We start from the raw sequence: 14,744 nt of genomic DNA on the forward strand, positions 1-14,744 counted from the left end.
TATTTGCTGAACCAGTCGTACGCTCTGCTCTTTCGATATGTGGTCAGTCCGGGCACAATGCGCATCCTTTTTTGGCTGGCCTTGCCGGAGGCCTCGAAATGATCAAGACACCGTACTACCTCATCGACAAACAGAAACTGCTGACCAACATGCAGAAGATCGCCTATGTGCGCGAACAGTCCGGGGCCAAAGCCCTGCTCGCGCTCAAGTGCTTCGCGACCTGGTCGGTGTTCGACTTGATGCAGCAATACATGGATGGCACCACGTCGTCGTCGCTGTATGAACTCAAGCTCGGCCGCCAGAAATTCGAAGGCGAAACCCATGCCTACAGCGTGGCCTGGGCCGACGACGAGATCGAAGAGATGCTCGCCAATTGCGACAAGATCATCTTCAACTCCATCAGCCAGCTGCAACGCTTTGCCGAGCGCTCTGAGGGCAAAGTCCGTGGCCTGCGCGTCAACCCGCAAGTCAGCAGTTCCGATTATCTGCTGGCCGACCCGGCGCGTCCGTTCAGTCGTCTTGGCGAATGGGACCCGGTGAAGATCGAAGGCGTTATCAGCCAGATCTCCGGCTTCATGTTCCACAATAACTGTGAGAACGGCGACTTCGGCCTGTTCGACCAAATGCTCTGCACCATCGAAGAACGCTTCGGTGAGCTGCTGCACAAAGTGAGCTGGGTCAGCCTCGGCGGCGGCATTCACTTCACCGGTGAAGGCTATGCGCTGGATGCGTTCTGCGCTCGTCTCAAGGCGTTCTCGCAAAAGTACGGCGTGCAGGTCTATCTGGAGCCTGGCGAAGCGGCGATCACTAACAGTGCCTCGCTGGAAGTCACCGTGCTCGACACCCTCTACAACGGCAAGCACCTGGCCGTCGTGGACAGCTCCATTGAAGCCCACTTGCTCGACCTGTTGATCTATCGCCTGAACGCCAAGCTGGCGCCGAGCGAGGGTGAGCATACCTACATGGTGTGCGGCAAATCGTGCCTGGCCGGAGACATCTTCGGCGAGTACCAGTTTGACCGTCCGCTGGCCATCGGTGATCGACTGTCCTTCATCGATACCGCCGGCTACACCATGGTCAAGAAGAACTGGTTCAACGGCCTGAAAATGCCATCCATCGTAGTGAAACAACTCGATGGTACCGTCGAAGTGGTTCGCCAATTCGGTTACGAAGACTACCTGTCCAGCCTTTCTTGAAACGGACAGATAAAGGAGAGAAAAAGCAATTGAAAAAGAACGTTCTTATCATTGGTGCAGGAGGTGTCGCTAAGGTGGTGGCCCACAAGTGCGCGCAGCATAACGATGAACTCGGTCGTATCGCTATCGCGTCGCGCAACATCTCCAAATGCCAGGCCATCATCGACAGCGTCAAGGCCAAGGGTAGCCTCAAACAACCCGCCGATATCAAAGCCTTCTCGCTCAATGCGCTGGATGTCGAAGCGACCAAAGCGCTGATCCGCGAAACCGGATCCGAGATCGTCATCAACGTCGGCTCCGCGTTCCTCAACATGTCGGTGCTGCGTGCCTGCATCGATACCGGCGTCGCTTATCTCGACACCGCCATTCACGAAGAACCGGGCAAGATCTGCGAAACCCCGCCGTGGTATGGCAACTATGAGTGGAAGCACCTCGCAGAGTGCCAAGAGAAGAACATCACCGCCATTCTCGGCGTGGGCTTCGACCCGGGTGTGGTCAACGCCTATGCAGCACTGGCGCAACAACAGTATTTCGACCGCATTGATTCGATCGACATTCTCGACGTCAATGCCGGTTCCCACGGCAAATATTTCGCCACCAATTTCGACCCGGAAATCAATTTCCGTGAATTCACCGGACAGGTGTGGAGCTGGCAGAACAGTCAGTGGACCAGCAACACCATGTTCGAAGTCAAACGCACCGACGACCTGCCGGTCGTGGGCTCGCAGAACCTGTACCTGACCGGCCACGATGAAGTGCACTCGCTGTCGAAGAATCTGGACGTGCCCAACGTACGTTTCTGGATGAGTTTCGGCGAGCACTACATCAACGTGTTCACGGTCCTCAGGAACCTCGGCCTGCTGTCCGAACAACCGGTCAAGACCGCCGAAGGCCTGGAAGTCGTGCCACTGAAAGTGGTCAAGGCCGTGCTGCCTGATCCGAGCTCGCTGGCGCCCGGCTACACCGGCAAGACCTGCATCGGTGATCTGGTCAAGGGCACCAAGGATGGCCAGTCGCGCGAAGTGTTCATCTACAACGTGGCCGACCACGAGGAAGCCTTTGCCGAAACCGACAGCCAGGGCATTTCCTACACCGCCGGCGTACCGCCTGTTGCCGCTGCCCTGCTGGTCGCCCGCGGCGAGTGGGATGTGCAGCGCATGGCCAACGTCGAGGAACTGCCGGCTGAGCCGTTCCTCAAAGCGCTGGACGTAATGGGTCTGCCGACCCGCATCAAGGACGAAAACGGAGATCGTCCCTGGAACGGCGTAGCCTGAGGCTCGCAATAACCTGCGACGCGTCACTGCCCGCTACAAAAAACGCCGCTCATTGAGCGGCGTTTTTGTATGTACTGAAATTCAGGGCACGACTCGCTGGGTCAATATCTCCAGAAAACCGGGGTTACGAGCACCAACACAGTCAGAATTTCCAACCTTCCCAGCAGCATGCCGACGGTGAGTAGCCATTTCGCCGCATCCGGCAGTGATGAGAAATTACCTGCCGGCCCAATGATTGTGCCCAAGCCGGGTCCGACGTTACACACCGCCGTAGCGGCACCGCTTAATGCGGTTATCCAATCAAGCCCAATCAAAGCCAGGCCCAAAGCGATGGCGGCAATCGTGATGGTGAAAAAAAACGAGAAGGTCAACAGCGAGCGTAAGATCTCCTCATCGATGGGATGGCCGTTGTATTTTTTCTGAATCACGGCTCGAGGATGGATCAACTGCTTCAAACTGCTGACCAGAAGCGCGGCAGCCACCTGAAAACGGAAGATTTTGAGCCCGCCTGCCGTTGATCCGGAACAGCCACCGACGAAGGTCAGATAGAAAAACAGCAAAACAGCGAAGCTGCCCCACAAGGTGTAATCGCCAACCGCAATACCAGTGGTCGTGACGACCGAGGTCACATTAACCGCCACGATACGAAACGCCTCCCACCATCCGTAGTCGCTGTGAAAATACAGCCAGGTACCTACAGCCAACGATGTGACGAGCAGGAATCCAATAAACCCGCGGACCTGGTGATCCTTGATCAGCGCACGCCGATTACCCCGACATGTTGCAACGTACAAGGTGAATGGCAGGCTGCCCAGAATCATGATGACTACCGCCACCCAGTGAATTGCTGGTTGTTTCCAATGCCCAAGAGAGGAGTCCGAAGTTGAGAACCCGCCGGTTGAGATCAACGACATTGCGTGGTTGACCGCTTCAAATGGCGTCATTCCTGCGAGCCAGAGCAACAAAGTGCCGATACCCGTCAGGCCCAGATAGAGCAAAAGAATGTACTTGGCTGCCATATGAGAGCGCGGTGTCACTTTCTCCGACCAATCCGAGGACTCTGTCTGGAAAAGACGCATGCCACCGACTCGCAAGAGTGGAAGAATTGCCACCGCCATGCCGATAAAACCGATGCCGCCCAACCAATGGAGCATGGAACGCCATATCAGCAAACCAGGAGATGAACTATCCAAACCGGTGAGTACAGTCGAGCCAGTGGTTGTGATGCCCGACATCGTTTCGAAGAATGCATCGGTGTAGCTGATATCGCTGATGAAAACCATGGGTAAAGCTGCGAAGGCACACACAACGACCCAGCTCGCGGTAGTCAGCAAGTACATGTCCCTCGGGCGGAGATTGCCCGTGTCCGGACGCCCTCGCACGATCAACAGCAGACCACAGATGAAGGTAATCAGGCTCGACCCGAGGAAGGCCGACAGATCGTCGCTACGCTCATAAAACACCAGCGTAATCATGGGGATAGCCATGCTTACCGCCAGGGTAATCAAAAATATACCCAGGATGAAGCCTATAAGCCGAATTGCTGCGTGGGACATCACAATAGCGTTCCAAATTAGCACCGCGCAGTATCGGATGCCCATCCTGAAGACTCCGTAAATTCTTCGTAAAATTTGTACCTGCAATCAGTCAGGCTGCGTGAGTCAAAGGGTAGTCATGAGTTCGAATCCCATCGCCTGCGTTATCTCAGGTCCGGCAAAGCCCTGACTATGCCGGCTTTTTCGTTCACGGGATTTGGCAATCGAATCTTCTTGCGCGCAGGTTGTCCTTATTCCCGGATTGCATGCCGTCACTCGCCAAGCATCACTTTCCAACGCTACTTTGCCTCCACCGCCATGGCCCAAAAAAGGAAATGGCGTTAGCATTTCATCCATCCGGCTTAACAAGCCTGTTTTTTCAGATCAGGGTCGCATAGTGGAAAAGCTAAAACGCCTTCAAAGCGGAATCGAAGGGCTCGACGCGCTGCTGCAGGGAGGCCTGGTCGCGGGTGCTTCGTACATCATTCAAGGCCGCCCCGGTTCCGGCAAGACCATCCTCGCCAATCAGCTCGGCTTCCATCATGCCCGCAATGGCGGTCGCGTCCTGGTTGCCACGTTGCTGGCCGAGTCCCACGACCGGCTGTTTCAGTTTCTGTCGACCATGAGTTTTTTCGACGCCTCGCGAGTGGGCGCCGAAATACAGTTTGTCAGCGCTTTCGATACGCTGGAAAACGAAGGCCTCGATGAAGTAGTGAAACTGCTGCGGCGCGAAATCAGCCGGCAGAAAGCGACGGTCATGGTCGTCGACGGTTTGCTCAACGCGCGCTCCAAGGCCGACTCACCGATCGACACCAAAAAATTCATCTCCGAACTGCAAGGCCACGCGGCATTCGCCGGTTGCACCGTGCTGTTTCTCACCAGCTCGCGCCTGGACGACGGCAGCCCGGAACACACAATGGTCGACGGCGTCATCGAAATGGGCGAAGAGCTGTTCGGCACGCGATCGGTGCGACGCATTCACCTGCGCAAGACCCGTGGCAGCGGCGCGTTGACCGGTGTTCACGAATGCGAGATCACCGATCACGGCCTGGTGGTCTATCCGCGCCTGGAAAGTCTGTACAAACGCCCTTCCGCCCCCGACAGCGCAGACATGACACGGATTCCCAGCGGCATCGTTTCGCTGGATGACATCCTCGGTGGCGGCTTGCACAGCTCCAGCGTCACGCTCGTCATGGGGCCTTCCGGGATCGGCAAAACCACGCTGGGTCTGAAGTTTCTCGCGCAGTCGACGGCCGAGGCGCCGGGCCTGCATTTCGGTTTCTATGAGAGCCCGCAACGGCTGCGACTCAAAGGCCGTTCGCTGGGCATCGACATTGAACAAATGGAACACAGCGGTGCGCTGAGCATTGCCTGGCAGCCTACCACCGAGGGCTTGCTGGACGGCCTCGGTGCGCGCCTGCTGAGCCTGGTCGATGAAAAAGGTATCAAGCGCCTGTTCATCGACAGCCTCAGCGGCATGACTCGGGTTTCAACCACACCGGGACGCATCACCGACTTTTTCAGTGCGCTGATGAACGAGCTGCGGTCGCGAGGCGTTACGGTCTTCGCCTCCTGGGAAATGCGCGATCTGTTCGGCTCCGAGGTCAGCGCACCGAACTCCGACCTGTCGAGTATTGTCGACAACCTGATTCTCATGCGTTTCTTTGAAAATCACGCTGAACTTCGCAGGACGCTTTCCATTCTCAAGATACGTGATAGCTCTTATAACCCTTCGCGGTTCGAGGTGGTTATCCGTGATCAAGATGTGTTCCTGGAAAAGGCTTTGAGAAATGAACCTTCCGTCTCATCTGAGTCATTGCCTGGTTCAATATCGTAAGTCTTCGAGCGGGTTGAAATAACATGACCACCATCCTGGTAGTCGACGACGAGTATCTGATTGCTGACATTCTTGGCTTTGCGCTGGAGGATGAGGGTTTCATGACGGTGACGGCCAGCAATGGCAAGAAAGCCCTCGAAGTGCTGGAGAGAGAACGGCCAGCACTGATCATCACTGATTTCATGATGCCGGTCATGGACGGCCTCGAATTCGCCGAAGCCGTGCGTGCTCAGCCTTCCGTCAAACACTTGCCGATCATTCTCATGAGTGGAGCGCAGGCGCACATCGGCATGCAGCGTTCGGATCTGTTTGACGTGGTGCTGCCCAAGCCGTTCGACATTGCGGTGATTGTGGCTGAAGTAAAGAAGCTGTTGGCCTCATAGATACTCAACGACAAAGGCAATTTCGGCATTGGCATTGCCCGCTCTCATTTGTGAATTGGCGGGTTCAATGCCCCTTCCTGCGTCTCTAGAGGGGCAGCACCACGCCAATCGAGCGTGGTTTCTAACCTGTTACGACCAAAAACCCTTGTGCGGCTCAGCCGCCTCCCCCTCCAGCATCGGCCCCAACACACTGACCTTGCGCTGCCCTTTGGCGAATACTTCGCGGCATGGCAGCGAGAACGTCGGGTTCTCCGGATGGTCACCCGTCAAGCCCAGCAAGGCATGTTCTGACAAGGCATAAACCACCCGCCCGATCCCGGTCCAATACACCGCGCCGGCGCACATGCAGCAAGGTTCGGCGCTGGTGTACAACGTGCACTGTTCCAGCTCTTGCGGTGACAGCAGTTTTGCCGCTGCTGCGGCCGCCACCAACTCGGCGTGCTGAGTCGGATCGCCTTCCGGTGGCATCGAATTGTTCCCCGCTTCGACAATCACCTTGCCGTTGCGGTCGGCCACCAATGCCGCGAACGGATGGCGACCGCGTTGCTTCGATGCCTCGGACAGGGCGATGGTCTGGCGCAGCAACGTCAGATCAAGTTCGCTGACGCCGGCCGGGATGAGCTGAGTGAATTGATTCATGGGTGACTCCTGGGCAGTGGAAAACAAACAGTCAGTCGGCCAGTTCAGCGCCGATGGTTTCAGTGGGTTTTTTGTCGTTGTTGAGCAGGATGTTGAGGACGATGGCGGTGATCGCTCCGAGGAAAATCCCGCTGTCGAGCACCAGTTTCAGGGTTGGGCCGACGTGTTCGAACAATGCCGGAAACGACATCGGCAGCACGCCGACACTCACCGACACGGCGACGATGATGCCGTTGCGCGTCCCCTCGAATTGCACCCGTGACAGTTCCTGAATCCCCGCCACGGTGGTCATGCCGAACATCACGATCGCGCAGCCACCGAGCACCGGCGTTGGCACTGCGGCGATCAACGCGCCGAGTTTCGGGAACAGGCCCATCAGCACCATGATTGCCCCGGCAGCGGCCACGACGAAGCGGCTTTTCACGTTCGAAAGCGCAATCAAACCGGTATTTTGGGTGAAGGCGTTGTAAGGAAAGCTGTTGAACAAGCCCCCGAGCATGGTCGACAAGCCGTCGGCGCGAAACGCGTTGCCGAGGGTTTGTTGCGTGGTCGGTTTGCCGGTCAATTTGCCGATCGCCAGGCAGTTGCCGGTGGTCTCGGCCATGATCACCAGCATCGCCAGGGTCATGATCAGAATCGGCACCGGCGCGAATTCAGGGGCGCCGAATGCCATCGGTGCGCTTAGTTCGAACCACGCCGCTTCGCTGACCCGATTGAAGTGAGTCATGCCGCAGGCCGCTGCGATCAGGCTGCCGACGAACAGGCCGATCAGTACGCTGAGGTTGCCGAGGAAGCCCTTGCATTTGGCGTAGATCACCAGTGTCACGCTGACGGTGGCCAAACCGAGTAACAGGTTCGCGGGATTGCCAAAATCCGCCGAGTCGGGATTGCCACCGCCCAGCCAGATCGCCGCTGCCGGCATCAGCGAGATGCCGATAATGGTGATCAGGCTGCCAATCACCACAGGCGGAAAAAACCGCAGCAAGCGGCTGAACACCGGCGCCAGGGCAATGGTGATAAAGCCTGCGGCGATCACCGCGCCGAAAATCTGACTGAGACCGAATTCCTTGCCGATCATGATCATCGGCGCCAGGGCAATGAATGAGCAGCCCTGAATCAGCGGCAGCCGTGCGCCGAATTTCCAGAAACCGAGGGTTTGAATCAACGTCGCCACACCCGAGGTCAACAGGTTGGCGTTGATCAGCAACACCACCTGCGCCGAGGTCAGCCCCATCGCACTGCCAAGAATCAGCGGTACCGCCACCGCCCCCGCGTACATCACCAGAACATGCTGCAAGCCAAACGTGAACAACTGTCGCAGTGGCAAAACCTCGTCCACCGGATGAATGCGTTGTGTAGTCATTTCACACGCTCCTGAAGGTGCGGCATCTGTTGAGATCGCGGGCATGCTCAGGGGCGCTTGAAAGTCAGATCCGCCCCGGAGATCGTTTGACGCGGGGTCATATTTGAACGTTTATTACGATGAAACAAATTAGCAACCATCGCTTTTTTCGATGGCAAAATCAGGCATTCGTGATCTGCTTCCAATTCTTATCCTCGACCCGGGAGTCCACCTTTTGCGCTTCTCACTCGATCAACTGTTGATGTTTGTCCAAGTGGTCAAAAGCGGATCGTTTTCTGCCGCCGGGCGCAAACTGGGCAAGACCCAATCGACCATCAGCGCGGCGATTGCCAACCTCGAAACCGACCTGGGCGTCGACCTGTTCGACCGCAGTAACCGCAGCCCTGCCCTCACCGCCAGTGGCCAAAAATTGTTGGTGCAGGCCGAAGCCGTGCTCGAACGCTGCATGACCTTCGAAGCCCACGCCGATTGCCTTTCGGACAACGTCGAAACCAGCCTGACGCTCGCCATTGAAACGCCGTACGGCCCGATCATGCCCGTGCTCAAAGCCTTCGAAGCCGCATTCCCTTTCGTCGACCTGATCATCCGCCATCCGGTGTACGGCGACGTCAGCGAACTGGTCAGCAGCGGCGAAGCGGTACTCGGCGTGGCGTTCTCGCAGCCCGGTTACCCCAAGGAACTGGCGTTCCAGCAACTGGGCAAACTGATCATGCTGCACGTCTGCCACCCCGAGCATCCATTGGCGCAACTCGACAACGTCACCTTCGACGACCTGCACGTTCATCGGCGCCTGGCCTTCAGCGCTCACGCGAGCAAACTGCCGAGCAGCGAATACCTGCGCTCGACCCAGTTGTGGCAAGCGGAAAGTTATCTGGCGTTATTGGAAATGGTCCGCGCCGGGCTTGGCTGGGCCACCCTGCCCCGGCAACTGGTTCAGCGAGAACTGGCCAAAGGTGAGCTGGTGGAACTGCAGCTCTCGGCGTATCCGCATACCGACTGGCAGATTGGTGTCGATTTGCTCTGGGCGCGGCAGCGGCCGTTGGGCAAGGCGGAGCGTTGGCTGAAGGAGAAATTGCAGGGCTACAAGGTGTATGAGCTGGATCGCAATGGGCAGATCACGACGCTTTGATTAGGCTGTTCACGGCGGTGAAAAAGAGGCCCGCCAAAACGGGCCTCGATCAAGGGCTTTTGTAACTACGCCAGCTCGGCTGTTTCAGGCTGACCGGAGCTTGTCACACCACCGCCGCTTCAACCGTTCTGGAACGCCACGCAAACGCCAACACCATCAGCAGTCCCAGACCCGCCATTGCCGCGCCGGCCAGGGAAATCGCCGGATAACCCAACCCGCTGCTGATCACCGCACCGCCCAGCGCTGCGCCAATCGCGTTGCCGAAGTTGAAGGCGCCGATGTTCACCGCCGAGGCCAGATTGGGCGCGTCCTTGGCCGCTTCCATCACACGCATCTGTAGCGGCGGCACCAAGGCAAAACTGGCGATGCCCCAAATCAGGATGGCCACGGCGGCCGGCAGCGGCCAGCGCATCAGTACGGTGAACGCCAACAGGACGACAATCAGTACGCTCAGCGAGACGATCAGGGTGCGATCGATCGAGCGGTCAGCAGCCTTGCCGCCCCACATGTTGCCCAGCGTCAACCCGACACCGTAAAGCATCAGCATGGCGGTGATGTAAGCGGTGGACGCATGGGTCTCGCTGCTGAGGATCGGTGCGATGTAGGTGAACACGGTAAACATGGCGCTTGAGCCGACGACAGTCAGGGCCAGCGCGGCTAGCACCGGGCCGCGGCCCAATACGCGGATTTCCGCCATGACACCGACGCTTTGCGGCGCTCGCACGTTGGGCAAGGCGAACCACAACGCGGCCATCGTCACCACGCCCAGGCCGGTAATCCCCCAGAAAGCCGTGCGCCAGCCGAACAGTTCGCCAAACCAGGCGGCCAGCGGCACACCGCCAATGGTCGCCAGGGTCAGGCCCATGAACATTGCCGCAACCGCCCCGGCACGTTTCTCCGGGGCGACCAGGGTGGCGGCGACGATCGAGCCAACGCCAAAAAAGGCACCGTGGTTCAGTGAGGTCACCACCCTGGCGACCATGAGGCTGTAGTAATCGGTGGCCAAGGCTGACATCAGATTACCCAGGGTAAAAATCGCCATGAGCCCGATCAGCAGAGAGCGCCGGGGAATCTTGCCCGTGGTCAGGGTCATCAGCGGTGCGCCGAGCAAAACGCCCAGCGCATAAGCGCTGACCAGCAAACCGGCAGCGGGAATGGATACGCCCAGATCCGCGGCGATACCCGGCAACATGCCCATGGGGGCAAATTCTGTAACGCCGATGCCGAAGGCACCAATGGCGAGTGCGACAAGTGGTGGATTGATACGCATGGAAAGCTCCTTATCTATGCCGCCAATGCTACGATCCCGTCTTTTCAGGCGGTAGATAGCATTTTCGGCAATCACCTTTGCGCAGGAGGCACAAGTGGATTTCAACGGCAGGTCAGGTGAAATGAGCGTGTTCACCACCGTGGCGCAGGAAGGCAGCCTGTCGGCCGCCGCGCGTGCACTGGGCCTGACGCCCTCGGCGGTCAGTCGGATCATCGCGCGCACCGAGCAACGGCTGGGCACCCGCCTGCTGTTGCGCACCACCCGAGCGATCACCTTCACAGCCGAGGGCGAAGCGTTTTTGCGCGGTGCCCGGCGGATCCTCGCCGACATGGACGAGGTCGAAGAAGCCATCGCCGATCAAGGCGTGCCCAAGGGGCGATTACGGGTCAGTGCCGCCCTTGTCCATGGACGCCTGGCCATCGTTCCGTTGGTCGCAGCCTTCAGCGCCCGTTACCCGAACATCGTCGTCGACCTCACCCTCGGCGACGAAGTGGTCGACATTCTTGGCGGGCAAGCCGACGTCGCGGTGCGCTTCGGCCATCTTCCCGACAGCCCGCTGACCGCACGCAGGATCGGCACCACCGGCCAGGTCGTGGTGGCATCGCCCGAGTTTCTGCAGCGCCACGGCATCCCGCAGGAACCGGAAGACCTGCTACAACACAACTGCCTGCGCTTCAATTTCAAGCGTGCCGAACCCAACTGGCCATTCATTCGCGATGGCAAAGCGTTTTCCCTGAAGGTCAGCGGCAACATCGAATGCAGCAGCGGTGAAGCGCTGGCACAACTCGCGCGAGTGGGTGCCGGGATTGCACGCATCGGCGAATTCAGCGTGAGCGAGGATCTGCAGCGCGGCGATCTGATTGCGCTTTTGCAAGACTGGAACCCCGGTGACCAGGAACCGATTCATGCGGTGTTCGTCGGCGGCGCGGCAATGCCGGCGCGGGTGCGGTTGTTCGTCGACTTCTTGGTGGAGAATCATCGGATGTCAGCTGAGACGTAAGCTGATATTTGCGGATACTGGTGATGTTGAAGTGGCCATGGCTTTTTTGGACGTTTTACCGAATCCCTCCACCGCCCGGACATGCTCCGGCGTAGCCCCCCCCATAAAGCCCCTGATTCACACAACAGCCCTCATGTAACCCAAAAACACGCCGATACCGTCCAGCAGCACGGAAGCACCGCAGCAGCATGACTCCCTAGAAGGCAGGAACCCGATCAATGTTGGAACACCTCTGGCGCAGCATCCATTCCCCGGACTACCTGCCCAACGTACTGGAATGGATGCTCTATATTCTCCTCAGCCCGTTCATGGTGATCATGTGCCTGATGGTCGGAGCGCTGGCCGGCAAATGGTGGAGAGCGCTGCCCTACGGCAGCCTGACTTGTTATGTGGTCTTCCTGAGCCGGTCTTCTTTCTATCGCTGGGAAAGCATTTTCCCCGTAGCCGGCCTGCCAGCGCTGGCGATAGGTGGCGCACTGCTTGCGCTCCTGGGTTTTTATTTGAAAGGCCTACTCAGAACCCGCTCTGAAGCACAACCCGAAGGCCATTGGCTGCGCAGGCTTTATCAAGGCCTCAAGGTCGTCATGCGGACAGTCATGGTGATGTTCTGGGCAGTCGTCGTGCTGTTTGTTGTGATCTTCACTGTCTCGGTCGCGAGCCAACCGTCATTGGCGCACTGAGCAGCTTCCTGCTTGATCAGACAATTGGGACCCAGCTTCGCCGGAAACAGCGCTCGAATGAGCTGCAGGTTCGACAAGATGAACCTCCGTGGCGTTGCGCCCCGCCAACCAGGCCAGCACTGACGCGACAACCAACACTGCGGCACTAAGCTCAAACGTAGCTTTGTAACCGCTCAGATCAAAAGCCAGACCGCCAACGATTGCGCCGCCGGCGATCGCCAGTTGGACAATGGCCACGAGCAAGCCGCCTCCGGCTTCCGCATCATCCGGCAGCGTTTGCGCCAGCCATGTCCACCAGCCGACCGGCGCAGCGGTGGCCACCAGTCCCCAGAGGCCGAGCAACACGGCGGTCAGCACCGGTGAATGGCCGAAGCTGACCAACGCCAGCGCGATGGCCGCCATGATCAGCGGGATGACGGTCAAGGTTCGATAGAGACCGCGCCCCATAAACCGTTCGATCAGAAAGGTGCCGATAAAACCGGCCAGTCCCAGCCCCAGCAGCATCAAGGACAACGTTGAGACGCTGACGCCGGTCACGCCCTCAAGAAAGGGACGCAGGTAAGTGAACAGCATGAACTGGCCCATGAAAAACACGCTGACAGCGACCATGCCCAAGGCCACTGGCAATTGCTTCATCAGCCGCAGCACGTTGCCGCTACCGGCCTGGCGCTCGGCCTTAAACGACGGCAGGCTGATCAGCAGCCACACAGCGGCAAGCACCGCAACCGGAACCACACAGAAGAATGCGCCGCGCCAGCCGATCAGCGAGCCGAGAAAGCTTCCCGCCGGAGCAGCGATGACCGTCGCCAAAGCGTTACCACCATTGACGATGGCCAGTGCTCGCGAAACCTGTTCCGGCTTGACCATGCGCATCGCAGTCGCCGCCGAGAGTGACCAGAAACCGCCGATTGCAATTCCGATCAAGGCACGTCCAAACATGAACGACGGATAACCCGGCGCGACCGCGACAACCGTACCGGAGACGATCATCAGCAAGGTCAGCCCCAGTAGCAATGTCTTGCGTTCGATGCGCGCGGCGACCGAGGCAATCAGCAGGCTGGTGATCAAGGCAAAGGCACCGGACACGGAAATCCCCTGGCCTGCCTGGCCTTCGGTGATGTGCAGGTCGGCCGCAATCGGCGTCAGCAGACTGACGGGCATGAATTCTGAAGCGACCAGGGCGAATGCGGCCAGCGACATCGCCAGCACGGCGCTCCAGCCACCTGTTCTTGTAGAAGGATCTGTAGAAGGAAACGTCATGGGAACTACCTGTGGTGCGAAAAACCTGTGGATGTGATGCGCAGGGGCACGCAGCTTGAAGCCCATTCGGGCGCTGCCCCTGTAACAGATAGACACATTCTCCCGGTCAATCCGGCCCTTCCCTAGTGCATTCCTCTTGAATGCTTGCCTGATCCTCTGGCGATGCAGGGTGATGGATAGGAAACGTCTCGTGCGCGGATTAGAGTTCGGTCAACAGGAGTGACCCGACATGATCCCTACCCCCCTGCCCCAGGCATCGCCTTTGGCGTTGAACATCGACCCGCGCGTGAGCGCACCGGGCGACTTCGCCACGGCCATACCCGGCTTGTCGCTGTTTCGTCGCGACCAACCAGCGCCGCCCGTGGTGTGCATGATCGAACCGAGCCTGATTCTCGTGGGCCGCGGCGAAAAGCGCTTGTGGGTCGGTGGTGAAGGCTACAGCTACGACCCGTCACGGTTTCTGGTGACGTCGCTGGACTTGCCCGCCAACTCCGAAGTGATGCTCGCCAGCCCCGAACAGCCCTGTGTCGGGCTGGTGCTGAAACTGGATGTGAGCATGCTCGCCGAAGTCATCACCAAGAGCGGCCTGCCGGCCAAGCGCCAGCCAGCAACGGGCACGGGCGCCGCGATTGGCAGCCTGTCGTCTGCGCTGGAGGGCGCGCTCGATCGCCTGCTGGCATTGCTCGATGAACCCGAGGCAATCCCGGTGCTGGCGCCGCTGATTTTGCGCGAAATCCACTATCGGTTGCTGCATACCGACCAAGGCGCACGGCTGCGACAGATCACGGCCGTCGATGGTCAGGGTTATCGCATCGCCAAGGCCATTGACTGGCTCAAGGTCAACTACAGCGATGCCCTGCGCATCGACGATCTGGCCGCCCGGGTACAGATGAGCGCGCCAACCTTTCACCATCATTTCCGCCAACTCACTGGCATGAGCCCGCTGCAGTACCAGAAATGGCTGCGGCTCAACGAGGCACGCCGACTGATGCTGGTAGAACGCCTGGACGTTTCGCGGGCGGCGTTTGCGGTCGGCTATGAAAGCCCTTCGCAGTTCAGCCGCGAATACGGCCGGCTGTTCGGCACTGCGCCGAGTCGTGACATCGCCCTCCTGCGCGGGCAGCCATACGAGGCAGAAGCGCTCGGCACAGTCGCGAACTAAACGAAACCCGGTGATG

General features: G+C 58.9%; 13 protein-coding genes. 8 read left to right on the plus strand and 5 right to left on the minus strand.

All coding sequences use genetic code 11. The features are described from left to right. The first annotated feature begins 98 nt into the window (after positions 1–98). Positions 99–1,196 (plus strand): carboxynorspermidine decarboxylase, encoded by a 1,098-nt coding sequence (locus M9827_RS08990; RefSeq protein ID WP_095125981.1) that lies wholly within the window; start codon positions 99–101, stop codon positions 1,194–1,196. Positions 1,197–1,225: 29 nt separating this feature from the next. After that, a complete protein-coding gene (locus M9827_RS08995; protein ID WP_095125982.1) occupies positions 1,226–2,470 on the plus strand; it encodes a saccharopine dehydrogenase family protein in 1,245 nt (414 codons plus the stop codon). 101 nt (positions 2,471–2,571) lie between these two features. Here M9827_RS08995 and M9827_RS09000 read toward each other — a convergent pair whose 3' ends face one another. After that, positions 2,572–4,026: a TrkH family potassium uptake protein gene (locus tag M9827_RS09000; protein WP_250605468.1), complete on the minus strand. Its 1,455-nt coding sequence runs from the start codon at positions 4,024–4,026 to the stop codon at positions 2,572–2,574. 376 nt (positions 4,027–4,402) lie between these two features. On the opposite strand from M9827_RS09000, the gene M9827_RS09005 reads away from it, so the two are divergent. Further along, positions 4,403–5,842 carry an ATPase domain-containing protein gene (locus M9827_RS09005; RefSeq protein ID WP_250605139.1) on the plus strand — a complete coding sequence of 480 codons (1,440 nt, stop codon included), beginning with the start codon at positions 4,403–4,405 and terminating at the stop codon, positions 5,840–5,842. Positions 5,843–5,865: 23 nt separating this feature from the next. After that, complete coding sequence (locus M9827_RS09010) at positions 5,866–6,225, plus strand: response regulator (RefSeq protein WP_250605140.1); 360 nt, start codon at positions 5,866–5,868, stop codon at positions 6,223–6,225. A 129-nt stretch (positions 6,226–6,354) separates the two neighbouring features. Here the strand turns inward: M9827_RS09010 and M9827_RS09015 are convergent, their stop codons facing one another. Beyond that, on the minus strand, positions 6,355–6,864 hold the full coding sequence (locus M9827_RS09015) for a nucleoside deaminase (protein ID WP_250605141.1): 510 nt from the start codon (positions 6,862–6,864) through the stop codon (positions 6,355–6,357). Between the two features lie 31 nt (positions 6,865–6,895). After that, entirely contained in the window at positions 6,896–8,227 is a 1,332-nt protein-coding gene (locus M9827_RS09020; protein ID WP_250605142.1) for a nucleobase:cation symporter-2 family protein, read from the minus strand. Between the two features lie 214 nt (positions 8,228–8,441). Here M9827_RS09020 and M9827_RS09025 point away from each other — a divergent pair, with 214 nt between their 5' ends. Beyond that, the gene (locus M9827_RS09025; RefSeq protein ID WP_250605143.1) at positions 8,442–9,356 is read left to right on the plus strand and encodes a LysR family transcriptional regulator; all 915 of its coding nucleotides are present in this window, start codon (positions 8,442–8,444) and stop codon (positions 9,354–9,356) included. 103 nt (positions 9,357–9,459) lie between these two features. Here M9827_RS09025 and M9827_RS09030 read toward each other — a convergent pair whose 3' ends face one another. Next, positions 9,460–10,626: an MFS transporter gene (locus M9827_RS09030; RefSeq protein ID WP_250605144.1), complete on the minus strand. Its 1,167-nt coding sequence runs from the start codon at positions 10,624–10,626 to the stop codon at positions 9,460–9,462. A gap of 94 nt (positions 10,627–10,720) precedes the next feature. Here M9827_RS09030 and M9827_RS09035 point away from each other — a divergent pair, with 94 nt between their 5' ends. Continuing rightward, complete coding sequence (locus M9827_RS09035) at positions 10,721–11,626, plus strand: LysR family transcriptional regulator (RefSeq protein WP_250605145.1); 906 nt, start codon at positions 10,721–10,723, stop codon at positions 11,624–11,626. Between the two features lie 218 nt (positions 11,627–11,844). Next, positions 11,845–12,306, plus strand: coding sequence for a hypothetical protein (locus tag M9827_RS09040; protein WP_250605146.1), 462 nt, complete (start codon positions 11,845–11,847; stop codon positions 12,304–12,306). Here the strand turns inward: M9827_RS09040 and M9827_RS09045 are convergent. Then, complete coding sequence (locus tag M9827_RS09045; RefSeq protein WP_250605147.1) at positions 12,292–13,566, minus strand: MFS transporter; 1,275 nt, start codon at positions 13,564–13,566, stop codon at positions 12,292–12,294. The two genes, M9827_RS09040 and M9827_RS09045, sit on opposite strands and share 15 nt — an antisense overlap. Positions 13,567–13,795: 229 nt before the next feature. On the opposite strand from M9827_RS09045, the gene M9827_RS09050 reads away from it, so the two are divergent. Next, on the plus strand, positions 13,796–14,728 hold the full coding sequence (locus tag M9827_RS09050; protein ID WP_250605148.1) for an AraC family transcriptional regulator: 933 nt from the start codon (positions 13,796–13,798) through the stop codon (positions 14,726–14,728). Positions 14,729–14,744 lie beyond the last annotated feature (16 nt).

Source organism: Pseudomonas sp. AKS31, assembly GCF_023634765.1.
In the GTDB taxonomy this organism is placed as follows: Bacteria; Pseudomonadota; Gammaproteobacteria; order Pseudomonadales; family Pseudomonadaceae; genus Aquipseudomonas.